This is a genomic window from Micromonospora sp. NPDC005979, assembly GCF_040614415.1.
Taxonomy (GTDB): Bacteria; Actinomycetota; Actinomycetes; order Mycobacteriales; family Micromonosporaceae; genus Micromonospora.
Genome location: NZ_JBEXUR010000005.1, coordinates 1 through 15,937 on the forward strand (window position 1 = coordinate 1; position 15,937 = coordinate 15,937).

The following is a 15,937-nucleotide window of genomic DNA, read 5'->3' on the forward strand; positions in this document are numbered from 1 at the left end:
GACGAGGTGCTGGTCCGGGCCGCGGTGGACCTGTCCGGCCGTCCGTACGTGGTGCACGACGAGCCGCTGCCCCGCAATCCCCGCTGCCTCAGAGAGGATCGTCGTGGCGCAGGTGTATCGAGGAAGCCAACCCGAGCCGGCCGGCTACCCCGCCCGGCTGACGCCGTTCGAGGTGCGGACCCGCGAGTTCGCCGCCCGTCGGCGCGGTGTCGACCCCGATGAGGTACGCGAGTTCCAGGCCCGCGTGGCCGACGAGCTGAGCACGCTGAACGAGACGGTACGGCTGCTCAGTCAGGAGAACGGCCGGCTCGGACGGGCGCTGCGCGACTGGCAGACCATGCATGCTCGGGAGTGCCGACCGCCGCATGATCAACCCAACTCCGGCCACTGGTGACCGCGCGCCCCTGCCCCGGCGATCTGCTCGTCGTCGACGGCCGAGCCTCGGTGCAGTTCGCCGGGGACCGCGCCCTGACCTTCCGCGTCGTGTCGGTGTCGACCCAGCCGACCTACGACGGCTGGGTCTGGTTGACGGGCTACGTCCTCGACCGTCGGGGCGACGCGACCGTCAAACGCGAGATCTTCGTACAGCTCGCCGGTCTCCGACCTCCGACCGGCACCGGGAGAATCCGCTCCACGGTTCGTCAACCGTCGTTGGCACGCACGGCGCTGTCGGCTGCCACCATCGTCCGGTCGGTGAGCGCCTGACGCAGCGCCGCGGACTGCTCCACCGAGCCACCCCGGACCCCAAGGCTCTGTCGGGCCGCCCGGTAGTAGCCGTCTCGGGCCTCGTTGACCCGTGCCAGTTGCTCCGAGATGCCCGTCGGTGCTCCGACGATCCCTCGGGCGAGCCGCTCCACCTGCCAGACAGCGTCGCGCCACGTCGCGGCGGCCACCACCGTCGGCTCGTCGCCGAGGAGCAGCAGGTTCTCCCAGACGACGGTGCGCCGCGCGTCAGACTCGGCCAGCCGCACGAGACCTTCGTCCCGGTCGATCGGGTGGCTGTGGGACCCGGGCCGCAGGTGGGCCGTCATCCGCAGCGCCACCGCGTAGCTCTCCTTGAGTGCGTGTGCGTAGTCGACGTACGCGTCGAGGCGTCGCTCGTCCCAGCGCACGTTCTGGGTACGCCGCCAACGTGCGCGGTCGGCGAGCGAGGTGGCGAGGATCGTGCCCAGGGTCCCGACCAGCACGCCGAGAAGCGCCGGAAGTTGCGTCAACAATGTGCCCACGCTGCCGAGGCTGCCGTACCGGGGCGGGCCCTGCCACCCCCTGCTTCGATCGGAAACGTGACCTGATTGACGGACGCCCCGGTGGCACCCGGCGTCCATAGTGGTGGACGGTCGCGATGTCACACAGGACGGACAACCGATGATCAAAACGGTAGCCAACCTGGGCCGGTCGGGCATCTCCTCGGTCCCGCCCGACCTGCTGGAGCAGACCGAGCTTGAGGTGCTGTCGCTGTACGGCAACGAGATCCGCAGACTGCCGCCGGAGATCGGCGCCCTCGGACAGCTCAGAAAGCTGGACCTCGCCGGGAACAGGCTGAGCGATCTCCCGCGCGAGATCGGTGAGCTGAAGCACCTCCGCGAGCTGGACCTCGGCGGGAATCGGCTCACCGTCCTGCCCGAGGAGCTGGGCGCGCTGCCCGATCTACAACTGCTGGACCTGCGGGGCAACCTGCTCAAGACCCTCCCGGCAAGTCTCGCGCCGCTGCTGATCCGGGGTCAGCTGACGATCCGACTCGACGACAACCCACTGGACCAGGCGCTGGTCGAGACGCTGCGCCGTGGCGACGCCGCGCTGGGGACGTACCTGCAGAGCCTCGCTGACGGCGTTCCGCAGTACGAGGCCAAGATCCTGCTGGTGGGCGAGGGGAACGTCGGCAAGACGTCGCTGGTCGGGGCGCTCAACGGCGAGCAGTTCGTGCCGGGTCGTCCGACGACGCACGGCATCCAGATCCGGGAGTTGACCCTGCGGCACCCGTTCCTGAACGAGATGCTGACACTGCGGACCTGGGACTTCGGTGGCCAGGAGATCTACCGCGTGACCCACCAGTTCTTCTTCAGCCGGCGCGCCATCTACCTGCTCGTCTGGCACCCCCGGGAGGGGCAGGAGCAGGGCGAGGTCGAGGGTTGGCTGCGCCGCATCCGGCTGCGGGTGGGAACGGCGGCCAGGGTGATGATCGTGGCGACCCACGCGGACGAGCGGCGGCCGGAGTTGGACTTCCCGCGCCTGAGCGAAGCCTTCCCGGGGATGATCGCGGGGCAGTACGCGGTGGACAGCGAAACGAACAAGGGCGTGGGAGCCCTGCGGGAGGCCATCGGCGGCGAGGCGGCACGGCTGCCGCAGATGGGGCAGTTGTTCAGCCGACGATGGGCCAGCGCGCGGGACGAGATCCTGGCGCAGGCGGGCGCTCAGCCACAGATGCCCTTCGAGGACTTCGCCGCGATCTGCCGTCGGCACCAGGTCCGCGACGACGAGGTCGTCCACCTGGCGGAGTTGCTCCACGACCTGGGCCAGGTCATCTACTACGGTGACGATGACGGCCTGCGCGACATCGTCATCCTCAACCCCGAGTGGTTGACCAAGGCGATCAGTCACGTGCTGGAGGACCACGGCGTCCGGGCCAGCAGCGGGATCCTCGACCACCACGAGCTGCGGCGCATCTGGCGTCAGCGGGACGACGGGCTGTCGTACAACCCCGTCCACCACCCGTTCTTCCTGCGACTGATGGAGAAGTTCGACGTCTCCTACCGGCTGAGCGACCGGGACCGGAGCCTGATCGCCCAGTTGGTCCCGTACGAACGCGCACAGCCGCCGTGGGAGGCGACACGGCCGCTGCCGGACGGCATTCGGGTGCTGAGGCTCACCTGTGAACTCGGTGAGAGCGCGCCGCCGGGCCTGATCTCGTGGATCACCGTGCGCCATCACGACGCGTCGACGGGCCAGCACTGGCGGCGAGGAGTGTTCCTGCGCCATCCGATCGCGGCGTACCGGTCCGAGGCGCTGGTGGAGTTGCAGGCTGACCACCGCTTGACGATCGAGGTCCGTGCGCCGTCACCCGACCTCTTCTTCAACGTGCTGCGGGACAGCCTGGAGCGTCTTCTGACGACGCGCTGGCCGGGCCTGCCCTTCGCGCTGTTCGTACCGTGCCCGACCCGTGGCAACGACGGTGTCGCCTGCACCGGGCGCTTCCCGCTCGACGGGCTGATCAAGTTCCGGGAGCGTTCGACTCGTCCTGGGTCGGTCCGACCCGTCGGGCTGTTCGAAGCCACCCTGGGGGCCGGGGCGGACCGGCCGCAGGTCGTACTCCCCTGCCTGACGTGCCACCAGGACCACGACGTCGCCGGCCTGCTGACCGGCTTCGTGGCGCCGCAGCCCTTCGGCGCTGAGCTGCAGCAGTTGGAGCGGCGTCTCGGCGCCCTCAGCAAGGATGTCGGCGTCATCGGGGACCACGTGGCGGAGACCGCGTCGTTCGCCGCAGACACGGCACACCAGCTCCGTCGGTTGGTGCGGGCCGTCGGCACGGAGGTGAACGACTGCCCACGGTTGTTCACCGTCGCCACGATCCCGCCCGTCGGCTGGCGCCGTCTCTCGTTCGGGCAGCAGCCGATCCGGATCACCCTCTGGTGCGAACAGCCCGGCGAGTGGCACACCTGGGACGGGGCGAGTTACGAGGTGACCGAGCCGCGCGACTGGCTGCGGAAGGTCGGGCCGTACCTGAACCTGGTGTTCAAGACTCTGCGCCTCGTGTATCCGGTGGCGGCCGCGGTGGCCGGCTACGTCGCGCCGAACCTGGATCAGGCGCAGCGGGAACTGGACCTGATGAAGAGCCTCATCGACTCGTTGCCCACGGCGCTCGTCGAAGACGCGCTGGCCGCGCCGCCCGAGTCACGGCACACCCTGTCCGTGGCCGAGGGCGCCGCGCTGCGCTCGTTCAAGGTGCTGCTCATGCAGCTGGACGCCGTCCGCGCCTTCGGGGGGCTGGGCCGGGTGCTCACACCCACCGGGGAGTTCCTGTGGGTGTGCCCGACCCACCGACGCATGCACGACCCAGGGCTACCGGTGCTACCCGCCTGAGAATCTACTCAGACCGCCGTGCGGGTCGCGAGGATCGCCAGGGTCTCCCGGCGTACGTCGTCGGCCTCGTCAACGAGGCGGCGATGGGCGAAGCGGACCACCAGGATCCCGACGGTCGCCAGCAGGGCGTCCCGCCGCAGGTCGATCTCCCGCTGTCGGGGGTCGCCATGGGTGGTGGCGCCGTCGAGTTCGATGTTGACCCGTTCCCGCTCGGCGAACATGTCGAGGTAGACGGTGCGCCGTCCCAGACGCATCGGCACCTGCCGGCGGAACACCGGCATGGTCGGGCCGGTGAAGACGTGGTCGTGGCCCCAGATCTCCAATGGGCTACGGCAGCCCTGGGCGAGCCGGGTCAGCAGGGTCCGCAGCGCTGCCCGGTCGGTCAGCCTCGGCACGGTCGCCACGGCGAGGGTCAGCCGCTCGGGGGTGGTCAGCCAGTCGTTGACGGCCCGGATCACCGGTGCCCGCCGCTCGGCGGACGGCAGGATCGGCCACGAGTCGACGATGGTCTGCTCCAGGCGAGTGACCGTCAGTCCACGGCGGACGACCACGTGCGGCGGCGCGACGACGAGATCGTTTCGCCGATGGACGACCACTCCGGGGCGGGCCCGTAGGCCCACGTTGATCGGGGCGGTGAGGTGCAGGGGCTCTCCTGCCGTCTGCGGGCGCAGGCTCCACGCGGCTAGCGCACTGAGATGGCTGAGTGTGGCGCGTCCCCGCGCCCAGGCGAGAGCCGCGAGGGCGGCGACGCCCGGGTCGAGGCGGCTCAGGACCGGGGCGCCCGGCCTGTCGTCCAGCAGGTGCGCCGCCACGAAGACCTCGGGCAGCACCCGTACCAGGTCGCCGGTGCGGCAGGCGTGCTCCAGCGCCCACTCCGGCACCACCTGCGTCACCGCCGTACGGGTGACCAGCCCTCCCGAACGCTTCACGAGGTCCCGCAGCACCGAGTTCACGCCCCGAACCGTGCTGCCCGCGTCCGAGGCTCCGCAAGCAGTCACCCCAGCCACTGTGGACGGGGCACCTACTGTGGAAAACCCCCACGCGCGGCCGAGTTCTGCTAGCCCTCGATCGGTGGCTGCTCAGCAGCACCTCGCTCGGCGTGTCGTGTTGCCCAGCAACCATTGATCAAGAAAACAAGAGCTCACGCCGCGAGTGTGGCGTAGCGGCCGTTGCGGTTGAGCAGGGTGTCGTGGTTGCCGGTTTCCACGATGCGGCCGTGGTCGAGGACGGCGATCTGGTCGGCGTCGCGGACCGTGGAGAGGCGGTGGGCGATGGTGATGGTGGTACGACCCTGGGCGAGCACGTCGAACGCCCGCTGAACGGCGCGTTCGGTCTCGGTGTCCAGGGCGCTGGTGGCCTCGTCGAGGACCAGGATGCGCGGGTCGCGCAGCAGCGTACGGGCGATGGCGAGCCGTTGCTTCTCGCCGCCGGAGAACCGGTGCCCACGCGAGCCGACCTCGGTGTCGTACCCGTCGGGGAGCGCGACGATGAGGTCGTGGATCTGGGCGGCGCGGGCGGCGGCCTCGATCTCGGCGTCGGTGGCGTCCGGCCGGGCATAGCGCAGGTTCTCCCGGACGGTGGTGTGCAGCAGGTACGTCTCCTGGCTGACCACGCCGACGATCGCGGCCAGGTCGGCCAGGCGCAGGTCGCGCAGGTCGACGCCGTCGACGGTGATCCGGCCGGCGGTCGGATCGTGCAGGCGGCTGACCAGGCCCGCGAGGGTGCTCTTGCCCGATCCGGTCTCGCCGACCAGGGCGAGGCTGGTGCCGGCGGGCACGTCGAGGGTGATGCCGGCGAGGGCGGCGGTGTCGCTGCCCGGGTAGCCGAAGGTGACGTCTTCCAGGCGCAGGTGACCCTGGACCCGGGCCGGGTCGAGGCGGACCGGTTCGGCGGGGTCGTCCACGTCGACCGGCAGGTCGAGGTATTCGAAGATGCGGGCGAACAGGGCCAGCGACGCGGTCAGCGACACGCCCACGTTGAGCAGGCCCATCAGCGGCCGGAACAGGCCGCCCTGCAGGGCGGTGAAGGCGACCAGGGTGCCGATGCTCAGTGTCCCGGCGGCGCCGGGCAGGCCGGCGGCGAGGTAGATGACGGCCGGTACGGCGGCGAAGATGATGCTCATCGAGGCCATCCGCCAGCGTCCGGCCAGCTCGCTGCGCAGCTCCAGGTCGACGAGGCGGGCCGAGGAGGCGGTGAACCGTTCGATGAGGGCGGGCCCGGTGCCCAGGGTCTTGGCGAGCTGGACGCCGCTGACCGACAGCCCCTCCTCGACGGTGACGTTCAGGTCGGCGAGTTCGTGTTGGCGCTGGGCGGTGATCTCGCGGCGCATCCGGGCGACCCGGCGGGTCAGCCAGATGGCCGGTGGCAGCACCACGAGCGAGACCAGGGAGAGCTGCCAGGAGAGCGCGACCATCGCGACGGCGGTGGTGACCACGGTGGTGAGGTTGGCCGCGACGGCGGTGGCGGTGGACGTGACCACCGACTGCATGCCGCCGATGTCGTTGGTGATGCGCGACTGCACCTCGCCGGTGCGGGTGCGGGTGAAGAAGCCCAGTGACTGACGCTGAAGGTGGCGGAAGACGTCGGTGCGCAGCCGGTGCATGACCCACTGGCCGACCTGGGTGGAGATCCAGGTCTGGACGACGCCGAGCGCGGCGGTCACGGCGGCGACCGCGACCATGCCGAGGACCAGCCAGACCAGCAGAGTCACGTCACCCTGCGGTAGGGCGCGGTCGATCACGGTACGGAGCAGGAACGGGCTCGCCATCGCGACGATCGAGGAGAGCACGATGATCGCGGTGACGATGACCAGCGCGGGTCGGTGGGGGGTGAAGAGGCGGCCGATGCGGCGCAGGGACACCTGGCGGGCCTGCTCCTTCTCCTCGGCGCTGACGGTGCGGTGGCCGCGGTCGCGGCCCATCGGGGTGGGTTCCAAGGGGAACTCCTTCCGGAAGGATATGCTGAGGTTACCTCAACATGAGGGAACAACAGCATCGGCTGCTACCGTATTCCGGTGACCGAGGACACCACCGACAGCGGCGACGAGAGCCTGGCCGAGACGTTCTGGGCGGTCGCGTCCCGCCTGCGCCGGCAGACCCGCGAGTCACTGGCCCCGTGGGACGTCACCCCCAGCCAGGCCCGGGCGCTGGGCGTGCTCGGCCGCCACGGCGAGGTACGCCCCGGCACCCTCGCCGAGCACCTGCGCATCGCGCCCCGCTCGGCCACCGAGGTCATCGACGACCTCCAGGCCCGGGGTCTCGTCGAGCGGCGACCCGACCCGGCCGACCGGCGGGCCACCCTGGTCGCGCCGACCGCCGAGGGCACCCGGGTCAGCGCCGCCATCCGGGCCGCCCGCCGCGCCGAGGCGGACCGCTTCTTCGGCCACCTCCCCGACGCCGACCGGGCCGAGCTGGCCCGCATCCTGCGCACCCTCCGCTGATGCAAGGAAGGGCACCTTGTTAACGCCTGGCGTATAGGAAGGGGCCCTTCCTCACATCAGTGAGGCTGGTTTACCGGGCTGGGGGGCGGGTAGCCAGCCGCCCCGTTCGACCGGCGGGGCCGGCCACCACCGCGCCGGGGAGCGTGACAGGAGACACCCGATGTGTGGGATCAGCGGGGAGGCACGCTTCGACGGCCAACCGCCCGACGCGGCGGCGGTCACCCGGATGACCGAGGCGATGCGCTCCCGCGGACCGGACGCCGAGGGCCTGCTGACCGACGACTGGGTGACCCTCGGGCACCGCCGGTTGACCATCATCGACCTGTCCGACGCCGGCGCCCAGCCGATGGCGCGCGACGACCTGGGTCTGGCGCTGGTCTTCAACGGCTGCGTCTACAACTACCCGGAGCTGCGCGAGGAGCTACAGAACGCCGGGTACGCCTTCCGATCCACCAGCGACACCGAGGTGATCCTGGTGGCGTACGCGCACTGGGGCGAACGCTTCGTCGACCACCTGGTGGGCATGTTCGCGATCGGCCTGGTCGACCGGGTCCGGCGACGCCTCGTCCTGGCCCGCGACCGGCTCGGCATCAAACCGCTCTACCTCGCCGAGACTGCGGGGCGGCTCCGGTTCGCCTCCACCCTGCCCGCGCTGCTGCGCGCCGGGGACGTCGACACCGGCATCGATCCGGTGGCGCTGCACCACTACCTGTCCTGGCACTCCATCGTGCCCGCGCCACGGACCGTGCTGCGCGGCGTCCGCAAGCTGCCACCGGCCACCCTGCGGATCGTCGAGGCCGACGGGCGCAGCCGGGAGCAGGTGTACTGGCAGCCCGACTACGTGCGGGAACCCGCCGACGCCGGGATGGGCGCCGCCGACTGGCGGGCCACCGTCGGGGACGCGCTGCGCACGGCCGTACGCCGCCGGCTCGTGGCCGACGTCCCGGTCGGTGTGCTGCTCTCCGGCGGTCTGGACTCCAGCCTCATCGTGGCGCTGCTCGCCGAGGCCGGTCAGGAGCACCTGCGTACGTTCAGCATCGGCTTCGACAGTCGGGGCGACGAGTCCGGCGACGAGTTCCACTACTCCGACCTGGTGGCTCGCGCGTACGACACCGACCACCAGCGGATCCGGCTCGCCGACGACGACCTGGCGCCCGCCGTCCGCAACGCCGTGCGGGCCATGGCCGAGCCGATGGGCAGCCACGACGTCGTCGCCTTCCACCTGCTGTCGGAACAGGTGGCGAAGCACGTGAAGGTGGCCCAGTCCGGGCAGGGCGCGGACGAGGTGTTCGCCGGCTACGGCTACCACCAGCCGCTTGTCGACGCGCCCCGACACGGCGCCGCCGAGACGTTCGCGGCGGCGTTCTTCGACCGGGACCACGACGAGCTGCGCACCATCGTCGGCCCGGAGTACACGCTGGACCACGACGCCAGCCGGGACCTGCTCGCCGGGCACCTCGACGCGCCCGGGGCGCAGACCGCGCTGGACGCGGTGCTGCGCCTGGACACCCACCTGATGCTGCCCGACGATCCGGTCAAGCGGGTGGACAGCATGAGCATGGCGTGGGGGTTGGAGGTGCGCACGCCGTTCCTCGACCAGGACCTGGTGGCCCTGGCGGCGCACTGCCCGCCGGAGCACAAGGTGGCCCAGGGCGGCAAGGGCGTGCTCAAGGAGGTGGCCCGGGAGGTGCTGCCGGCCGAGGTGATCGACCGGCCGAAGGGCTACTTCCCGGTGCCGGCGCTGCGCAACGTGGACGGACCGGTGCGCGAGCTGGTCGCCGAGGCGTTGCAGGCCCCGGCGGCCCGCGAGCGCGGGCTGTTCCGTCCCGAGTACGTCTCGCGGCTGCTCGCCGAGCCGGACCGGGCCGAGGCGGCCGCCGGCAGCAACAAGCTGTGGCAGCTCGGCCTGCTGGAGCTGTGGCTACAGACCCACGGCATCCACTGAGAGCGGCCCGGCCCGTCAGGCGGCGGCGGTCTGGGCGGCGAGGTCGTCGATGACGGCACGCAGGTCGCCGGTGTCGTCGAGCACCCGGCGCTGTCGGGTCGCGCCGGTGCCGTCGCGGCGCAGCCGGGCCAATTGGGACAGGACGTAGCCGAGGTCGCCGTGCCGCAGCAGCGCCGGGGCGATCGTCGCCATCAGGTCGTCGACCAGGTCCCAGGCCGGGCGGGCGCCACCGGCCCGCAGGTCGATCAGCTCGCCGTCGAGGCCGTCGTGGGCGGCCCGCCAGTGCGCCGCGGCGACGAGACAGTCGCGCACTGCCGGGGCGGGCACACCGGCGCGTACGTCGTCGGCGAGCGTCGCGACCAGGCTGCGGACCAGGGCGGCGACCAGCACCGCGTCGTCCACGGTCGGGCAGACGTCGCCGACGCGCACCTCGACCGTCGGGTACGCCGACGACGGCCGGGCGTACCAGTAGACCATCGCGGCGTCCAGCATGACGCCGGCGGCGATCAGCTCGTCGACCGTGCGGTCGTAGTCGGTGACCGAGTCGAAGTACGGGGTGGGCCCGATGCTGGGCCAGCGTTCCAACTGCATCGACCGCCAACTGGCGTGGCCGGTGTCGTACCCGTCGTGCAGCGGCGAGTTGGTGGTGAGGGCCTGCACCACCGGCAGCCACACCCGCAGGTGGTTGCAGACCTGCACGGCCAGTTCCCGGTCCGGGAGCCCGACGTGCACGTGACAGCCGCAGACGGCCGGATCGTGTGCCACCGGCCCGTACCGGCGCGACATGGCGTGGTAGCGCGGCTCGTCGGGCACCGTCCGGTGCGGCTCGCCCACCGGCGTCGCGCCGACGGCGACGAGCCGGGCCCCGGCCCGGGCGGCGGCCTGGACGGCCGATCGCCGCAGCGCCACCAGGTGGGTACGGAGTTCGTCGAGGTCGGCGCAGACCGGGGTGACCATCTCGACCATGCTGTGCCGGAACTCCTGGCGGCTCTGGTCGCGGGCGGGGCCGCGCAGCGCAGCCCGCACCTCGTCGGCGACCGGCAGGTTGCCTCCGCTGGACGGGTCGAGCAGCAGGAACTCCTCCTCGACGCCGAGGGTGAGCGTGTCGAGGTCGGCAACGGCGTCGACGGTCACCGGACGGTACGCCATCTCCGCCTCCATCCGCTGCTGCGGCCCCGGGCGGGCAGCCGGGCCGACGGGCGGCTCGGTTTCCCGGTCGGGCCACCGGCAAACGCGCGGTCAGCCCGGGGCCAGCGCCGCCGCCCGTGCGGTGAGGAAGGCCCGCTCGGCCGCGTTGTCCGTCAACGCCACGGCCGTCCGGTACGCCTCGACGGCCTCGGCGTCGCGGCCGAGCCGGGCCAGCAGGTCGGCGCGGACCACGTGCCGCACGTGGTACCCGGGCAGGTCGAGGCGGTCCACCTCGGCCAGCGCCACGGCCGCGCCGGCGACCTCGGCGAGCGCGACGGCCCGGTTCAGCGCCACCACCGGGCCCGGGGCGACGACCGTGAGCTGGTCGTACAGCGTGAGGATCTGTCCCCAGTCGGTGTCGGCGGCGCGGGGCGCGACGCTGTGCACGGCGGCGATCGCGGCCTGGATCTGGTACGGCCCGGGCCGGCCGCGGCGCAGGCACCGGCGGACCAGCGCCTGCCCCTCGGCGACGAACACGGCGTTCCACCGGCTCCGGTCCTGCTCGGGCAGCGGCACGAGGTCCCCGTCGGCGGTGGTGCGGGCCCCCCGACGGGATTCGGTGAGCAGCATCAGCGCGAGCAGTCCGAGCGCCTCCGGCTCGTCCGGCATCAGCTCGACGAGCAGCCGGGCCAGCCGGATCGCCTCGGCGCACAGGTCGGCGCGGACCAGGTGCGGGCCGCTGCTGGCCGTGTAACCCTCATTGAAGATCAGGTACAGCACCGCGAGGACGGCGTGCAGCCGGTCGGGCAGGTCGGCGTCGCTCGGCACCCGGTACGGGATGCGCGCGTGGCGGATCTTCGACTTGGCGCGGACCAACCGCTGCGCCATCGTCGCCTCCGGCACCAGGAACGCGCGGGCGATCTCGGCGGTCCGCAGGCCACCGAGCAGACGCAGGGTGAGCGCGATCCGGGTGGCCGGCGCGAGCGCCGGATGACAGCAGGTGAAGATCAGACGGAGCCGGTCATCGCGCACGGGCCCCTCCTCGGCGGGTGGGTCGGTGGCGTACAGCAGGGCCGCCTGGGCGTGCCGGTCGGCGCGGGTCGCCTCCCGACGCAGCCGGTCGATGGCCTGGTTGCGGGCGGTGGTGATGATCCAACCGGCCGGGCTGGGCGGTGGGCCGGTGGTCGGCCACCGCCGCAGCGCGATCGTGAAGGCGTCCTGCACGGCCTCCTCGGCGAGGTCGATGTCGCCGAGGAGGCGTACCAGGACGGCGACCGCGCGCCCGTACTCGGCGCGGAACACCGCCTCCACGTCGGGCACTGTCAACCTCCGGCGGCGGACCGGAAGGGGCGGACCTCGATCGGCAGGGTGGTGGCCAGCGCGTAACGGCGCCCCCAGCGCAGGGCGGCGTCCAGGTCTGGAACGTCGATGATGGTGACCCCGCCCAGGTGTTCCTTGCCCTCCACGAACGGCCCGTCGGTGACCAGGACGTCGCCGTCGCCCGGGCGCAGCACGGTGGCGGTCTCCGGCCCGTGCAGGCCCTGACCGAACACCCACGACCCGTCCGCGACGAGCTCGTCCCGCAGCTCACCGACCTCACGCATGACCTGGGCCAGGAACTCCGGCTCCGGTGTCCCGCCGTCGGGCTGGTGCATGCTGAGCAGATAGATTGTCATCGTTCCTCCTCGCGGGCGGCGGGTCGACCGCACGTCGACCCCTCATCCTCCACACGAACGGCGACCGCCCACATCGACAGGTCGACCGGAACGCAGGTCGGCCCGCCGACGCCGAAGGGTCTACCGCCACGCCGACCACCGTCGCCCCGGTGGCCGACCCAGGCATGGCGAGACACCAGCGCGGGGGGCTCCGCACCGGTGTCCGCCCTCGCTCACGCGGGCAGCGTGGTGGTTCAGGTGTTCTGAGCTACCGGCTCCTGGGTGACCACCGGCCGATCGGTCTGCCGACCGTGCACCATCTTCTCGAGCACCAGGACGGCCGGGGCCGCGGCGACGCTGAGCACGCCGAGGAAAAGCCAGGGCCACCACGGCTGGGCGGCCAGTAGGAAGGTCAGCAGCGCCGGGGCGGTGGTCTGCCCTAGCGTCCAGGACAACTGGTAGACCGCGAGGTAGCGGCCGCGCATGTGGTCCGGAGCGAGGGTGACGCTCAGGTTTTCGTACAGTGGGGTCGCGGTCGTCTCGGCGGTCGTGTAAAGGACCGTGGCGGCGAACAGGCCGGCGATCACCGCCCATGGCGGTGCCGCGACGAGCACCGCGAAGAGACCGAACGCCACTGCATTGATCAAGCAGGAGATTGCGATGACCCGGGTCGCCCGGAATCGCTCCATGGCCCGGCTGACCGCCGTCTGGGTCAGCGCAACCTGCACACTGTTGAGCACCAGCAGCGCGCCCGCGATCCAGGCGCCCTCACCCAGGCCCTCGATGATGTACACGCCCAGTAGCAGACTCAGCACCAGAGCCGCGAACACGAACGACACGTTGATCGCTACCAGCAGCATGTACCGTCGGTCGCGCAACACTGTGCGGTATCCCACGGCAGGCAGGTCGGGCGTCTCGGCGGAGGAGGGCTCCGGCTTCCGCTCGTCGGGCTTCCAGCGCGCGAGCAGCAGCGCGGCCACCAGGTAGCTCAAGACGTTCGCGGCGACGAGGATGCGCAGGCCGGTGGATCCGTCGAAGCCCACCAGCAGTGCGCCGAGCGCGCCACCCAGCCCGAGACCGACGTTGCGCAACATGTGCAGCATGGCGAACCATCGGGTCCGCTGCGTTCCCTGCGCGGCCAGCGCCACCAGGCCGTTGCTGGTGGTCCAGTAGGTCACCGCGCCAACCTGGGTCAGCAGGGTGACCACGACGATCTTCCAGGCGCTGTCGGCGACCAGGAAGCCGGCGTAGCCGACCGCGGAGATCATGTTCCCGGTGAGCGCCGTCCGGCGTGGACCGATTCGGTCGGACAAGGGCCCAACCAGGACAGCCGTGGGCACGGCGATGAGGCGGGCGATCGTGATGGCTGCGCCGATGGCGGGAAGCGACAGTGACGTCGTCTGCGCGAAGTAGACAACGATGAACGCCAACAGCATGCCGCTGCCGAGACTGTCGATGACCGCGGCGGACGCGAGATTGCGGTGCTGCGCCATGCGGGGCAACCCGAGTCGGTCGGTGAGGAAGCCTTGCTGTTCGGATCGTGGAGCTGCCACGTCGGGTCTCCTTCAAGGGCTGCGGACCACTCCAGCATCGAAGGCCGTACCAGATCGACAGAGAGATTAGATCTGGATGGAATCTTGGCCCTCGGCAACGACGGGCCGTGGTAGAGATCCCGCATGGCGTTCGATGATCTGGCCTACACCGGGACACCGCACGATCGCGTCCCGGCCCGGCGTGCCGACCCCGAGTGGGTGGCCGACCAGTTCGCCCGCCCCGACGTCCAGCTCGTACCGATGTGGAGGGACCGCTGCCTGCTGGCCGCCGGCGTCCCGATCGTCGCGACCGGACACCGGAGTCGGCAGATCGCGGCCGCCGCCGGCGAGTCTGTGCTTCTCGGCCTGGAGGACGGCACCCCCGTCTTCGCCGCCGACCTGAGCGCCGTCGACGAGCCCACCGCCCTGCGGCTGTCCGCCGCACAGGAAAGCACCGACCTGCGGAGGCTGGCGGCCAGGCTGTCGCATCCGCAGGCCGCGACCCTGGCGTACGCGCGCGGCCTGCTCCACTGGAACCGCCACACCCGCTTCTGCGGCGTCTGCGGGTCACCCGCGCGCAGCGCCCAGGCCGGCCACGTCCGGGTGTGCACCGCCCTGGACTGCGCCCGGGTGTTGTTCCCCCGTATCGAGCCGGCTGTGATCGTGCTGATCGAGAGTCCCGGCGCGGAGCCGCGCTGCCTGCTGGCCCGTCACCACGGCGCGGACCCGGACAGTTTCTCGTTGCTGGCCGGCTTCGTCGAGATCGGCGAGAGCCTGGAGGGCACGGTACGCCGCGAAGCCGCCGAGGAGGCGGGCGTCACGGTCGGCACCGTCACCTACCAGGGCTCCCAGGGGTGGCCGTTCCCGTCCGGCATGATGATCGGCTTCGTCGGCCAGGCGCTCGACGACCGGATCGACGTGGACGGCGCGGAACTGCTCGAGGCACGGTGGTTCACCCGCGGTGAAGTGGTCGAGCGGATCGTCGACGGTCCCGGAGCGGGACCCGCCGACTCGATCGGTGGCTGGTTGCTGCGCTCCTGGGCCGGCCTCGGCGCGTCACCGGAAGTTCGCCCCTGACCCGATCGGACCCGCTCCGGACCTGGTGCGTCATCGTGCGATGCGAGTTTATGCATCGACGAAGCGCTTTGGATCGACCCGTCCGGGTGCGAGAGTCGACCTGCAACGTACATGAATCCGGCGTTATCGCTGCATGTGGTTGATCAGTCGTCACGACCGAGTCGCTTGCCCGCCTGGGATCGCCACGGTCCCAGCCGCGCCATGCCCGGAGGCCTCCGGGTCGCCCACGTGGCCTCACGCGTACTCATTCCGACATCCGGAAAGGACATTCATGGAAGCCCCCATCCTTCCGTCCGTCGCAACCGCCGAGGTGCAGCCCAGCTCGGTGGCCGAACTGATGGCCACCCACCTGGCCGAGAAGTTCCCGGCGGCGAGCCGCGCCGAACTGGCCGCCCGGTTCGCGGATGAGCACATTGTGACGCTGCCGGGCTTCTGCCCGCCTCCGCTCCTCGCCGCCGTCCGCGACGAGGCGGTCGGCATCATGGCTCGGCACGGCACCTATCACGACCTGACCTTCGAGATCACCGACAACACACCCCGTCGGATGCGTACGGTGGGCCAGCCGGTGATCCGCGACGAGGGTCCGCTGGTGCACAACTTCTACTTCGCCCCGGTGCTGCTGGACTTCGTCGCCGACGTGGTGGGTGAGCCGGTGCACACCTGCCCGTACGCGGGCGAGCACTACGTGATCAGCCGGCTCGACGCCAACGGTGACACCCACGGCTGGCACTGGGACGACTACACCTACGGCATCATCCTGGTGCTGGAGGCTCCGCATTACACCGAGGGTGGTTTCGTCCAGGCGGTCCCGAACACGCGCTGGGACAAGGGCAACCCCGACGTGTACGGGGCCCTGCTGTCGAGCCAGGTTCGCTCCTACGCCCTGGAGCCGGGTGACGCGTACGTCGTGAAGACCAACACCACCATGCACCGCGTCCACCCGATCCGCGGCGAGGGCCGCCGCACGATTGTCAACATGACGCTGGCCAGCACCGCCGACCTCGACCGACCGATGACTCACGAGACCAACGACGCGCTCTTCGGTGGCGTACGCGACCCTCGGATCGGCAGTTGACCGGCGACG

The 15,937-nt window shown here is 71.3% G+C and carries 14 protein-coding genes and 1 pseudogene; 8 read left to right on the top strand and 7 right to left on the bottom strand.

Annotated elements, in window-relative coordinates:
* From ABZ272_RS10450 to ABZ272_RS10460, 3 genes and pseudogenes are all read left to right on the top strand, one after another.
* Window positions 1-66 (top strand): annotated as a pseudogene (locus tag ABZ272_RS10450) (imidazoleglycerol-phosphate dehydratase); the annotation flags it as partial.
* A gap of 37 nt (window positions 67-103) precedes the next feature.
* Window positions 104-394 carry a DivIVA domain-containing protein gene (locus tag ABZ272_RS10455; RefSeq protein ID WP_355049631.1) on the top strand — a complete coding sequence of 97 codons (291 nt, stop codon included), beginning with the start codon at window positions 104-106 and terminating at the stop codon, window positions 392-394.
* Window positions 391-705, top strand: a complete 315-nt coding sequence (locus ABZ272_RS10460; protein WP_355049632.1) for a hypothetical protein — start codon at window positions 391-393, stop codon at window positions 703-705. The genes ABZ272_RS10455 and ABZ272_RS10460 overlap by 4 nt, the downstream gene beginning before the upstream one ends.
* Here the strand turns inward: ABZ272_RS10460 and ABZ272_RS10465 are convergent.
* Complete coding sequence (locus tag ABZ272_RS10465) at window positions 642-1,226, bottom strand: hypothetical protein (protein ID WP_355049633.1); 585 nt, start codon at window positions 1,224-1,226, stop codon at window positions 642-644. The two genes, ABZ272_RS10460 and ABZ272_RS10465, sit on opposite strands and share 64 nt — an antisense overlap.
* A gap of 139 nt (window positions 1,227-1,365) precedes the next feature.
* On the opposite strand from ABZ272_RS10465, the gene ABZ272_RS10470 reads away from it, so the two are divergent.
* Window positions 1,366-4,077, top strand: a complete 2,712-nt coding sequence (locus ABZ272_RS10470; protein WP_355049634.1) for a COR domain-containing protein — start codon at window positions 1,366-1,368, stop codon at window positions 4,075-4,077.
* Window positions 4,078-4,085: 8 nt separating this feature from the next.
* Here ABZ272_RS10470 and ABZ272_RS10475 read toward each other — a convergent pair whose 3' ends face one another.
* Window positions 4,086-5,030, bottom strand: a complete 945-nt coding sequence (locus ABZ272_RS10475; protein ID WP_355049635.1) for a DUF559 domain-containing protein — start codon at window positions 5,028-5,030, stop codon at window positions 4,086-4,088.
* Between the two features lie 188 nt (window positions 5,031-5,218).
* Window positions 5,219-6,997, bottom strand: a complete 1,779-nt coding sequence (locus ABZ272_RS10480) for an ABC transporter ATP-binding protein (protein WP_355049900.1) — start codon at window positions 6,995-6,997, stop codon at window positions 5,219-5,221.
* 93 nt (window positions 6,998-7,090) lie between these two features.
* Between ABZ272_RS10480 and ABZ272_RS10485 the strand changes: the two genes are divergently transcribed.
* Together ABZ272_RS10485 and ABZ272_RS10490 are read left to right on the top strand one after the other, a co-directional pair.
* Window positions 7,091-7,516, top strand: coding sequence for a MarR family winged helix-turn-helix transcriptional regulator (locus tag ABZ272_RS10485; protein WP_355049636.1), 426 nt, complete (start codon window positions 7,091-7,093; stop codon window positions 7,514-7,516).
* Between the two features lie 160 nt (window positions 7,517-7,676).
* Window positions 7,677-9,461 (top strand): N-acetylglutaminylglutamine amidotransferase, encoded by a 1,785-nt coding sequence (locus ABZ272_RS10490; protein ID WP_355049637.1) that lies wholly within the window; start codon window positions 7,677-7,679, stop codon window positions 9,459-9,461.
* 15 nt (window positions 9,462-9,476) lie between these two features.
* Here ABZ272_RS10490 and ABZ272_RS10495 read toward each other — a convergent pair whose 3' ends face one another.
* From ABZ272_RS10495 to ABZ272_RS10510, 4 genes are all read right to left on the bottom strand, one after another.
* Window positions 9,477-10,610, bottom strand: a complete 1,134-nt coding sequence (locus ABZ272_RS10495; protein WP_355049638.1) for a glutamate--cysteine ligase — start codon at window positions 10,608-10,610, stop codon at window positions 9,477-9,479.
* Between the two features lie 90 nt (window positions 10,611-10,700).
* Complete coding sequence (locus ABZ272_RS10500) at window positions 10,701-11,909, bottom strand: RNA polymerase sigma factor (protein WP_355049639.1); 1,209 nt, start codon at window positions 11,907-11,909, stop codon at window positions 10,701-10,703.
* 2 nt (window positions 11,910-11,911) lie between these two features.
* Entirely contained in the window at window positions 11,912-12,265 is a 354-nt protein-coding gene (locus tag ABZ272_RS10505) for a YciI family protein (RefSeq protein WP_355049640.1), read from the bottom strand.
* A gap of 233 nt (window positions 12,266-12,498) precedes the next feature.
* Window positions 12,499-13,797 carry an MFS transporter gene (locus ABZ272_RS10510; protein WP_355049641.1) on the bottom strand — a complete coding sequence of 433 codons (1,299 nt, stop codon included), beginning with the start codon at window positions 13,795-13,797 and terminating at the stop codon, window positions 12,499-12,501.
* Window positions 13,798-13,920: 123 nt separating this feature from the next.
* Between ABZ272_RS10510 and nudC the strand changes: the two genes are divergently transcribed.
* Window positions 13,921-14,853 carry an NAD(+) diphosphatase gene (nudC, locus tag ABZ272_RS10515; RefSeq protein WP_355049642.1) on the top strand — a complete coding sequence of 311 codons (933 nt, stop codon included), beginning with the start codon at window positions 13,921-13,923 and terminating at the stop codon, window positions 14,851-14,853.
* 271 nt (window positions 14,854-15,124) lie between these two features.
* On the top strand, window positions 15,125-15,928 hold the full coding sequence (locus tag ABZ272_RS10520; protein WP_355049643.1) for a hypothetical protein: 804 nt from the start codon (window positions 15,125-15,127) through the stop codon (window positions 15,926-15,928).
* Window positions 15,929-15,937: the final 9 nt, after the last annotated feature.

What these genes read in the sequence shown, in the direction of transcription:
- ABZ272_RS10470 (WP_355049634.1), top strand. Translation starts at nt 1,366, where the DNA reads ATGATCAAAACGGTAGCCAACCTGGGCCGGTCGGGCATCTCCTCGGTC.
- ABZ272_RS10480 (WP_355049900.1), bottom strand. Translation starts at nt 6,997, where the DNA reads ATGGGCCGCGACCGCGGCCACCGCACCGTCAGCGCCGAGGAGAAGGAG.
- ABZ272_RS10490 (WP_355049637.1), top strand. Translation starts at nt 7,677, where the DNA reads ATGTGTGGGATCAGCGGGGAGGCACGCTTCGACGGCCAACCGCCCGAC.
- ABZ272_RS10495 (WP_355049638.1), bottom strand. Translation starts at nt 10,610, where the DNA reads ATGGCGTACCGTCCGGTGACCGTCGACGCCGTTGCCGACCTCGACACG.
- ABZ272_RS10505 (WP_355049640.1), bottom strand. Translation starts at nt 12,265, where the DNA reads ATGACAATCTATCTGCTCAGCATGCACCAGCCCGACGGCGGGACACCG.
- nudC (WP_355049642.1), top strand. Translation starts at nt 13,921, where the DNA reads ATGGCGTTCGATGATCTGGCCTACACCGGGACACCGCACGATCGCGTC.
- ABZ272_RS10520 (WP_355049643.1), top strand. Translation starts at nt 15,125, where the DNA reads ATGGAAGCCCCCATCCTTCCGTCCGTCGCAACCGCCGAGGTGCAGCCC.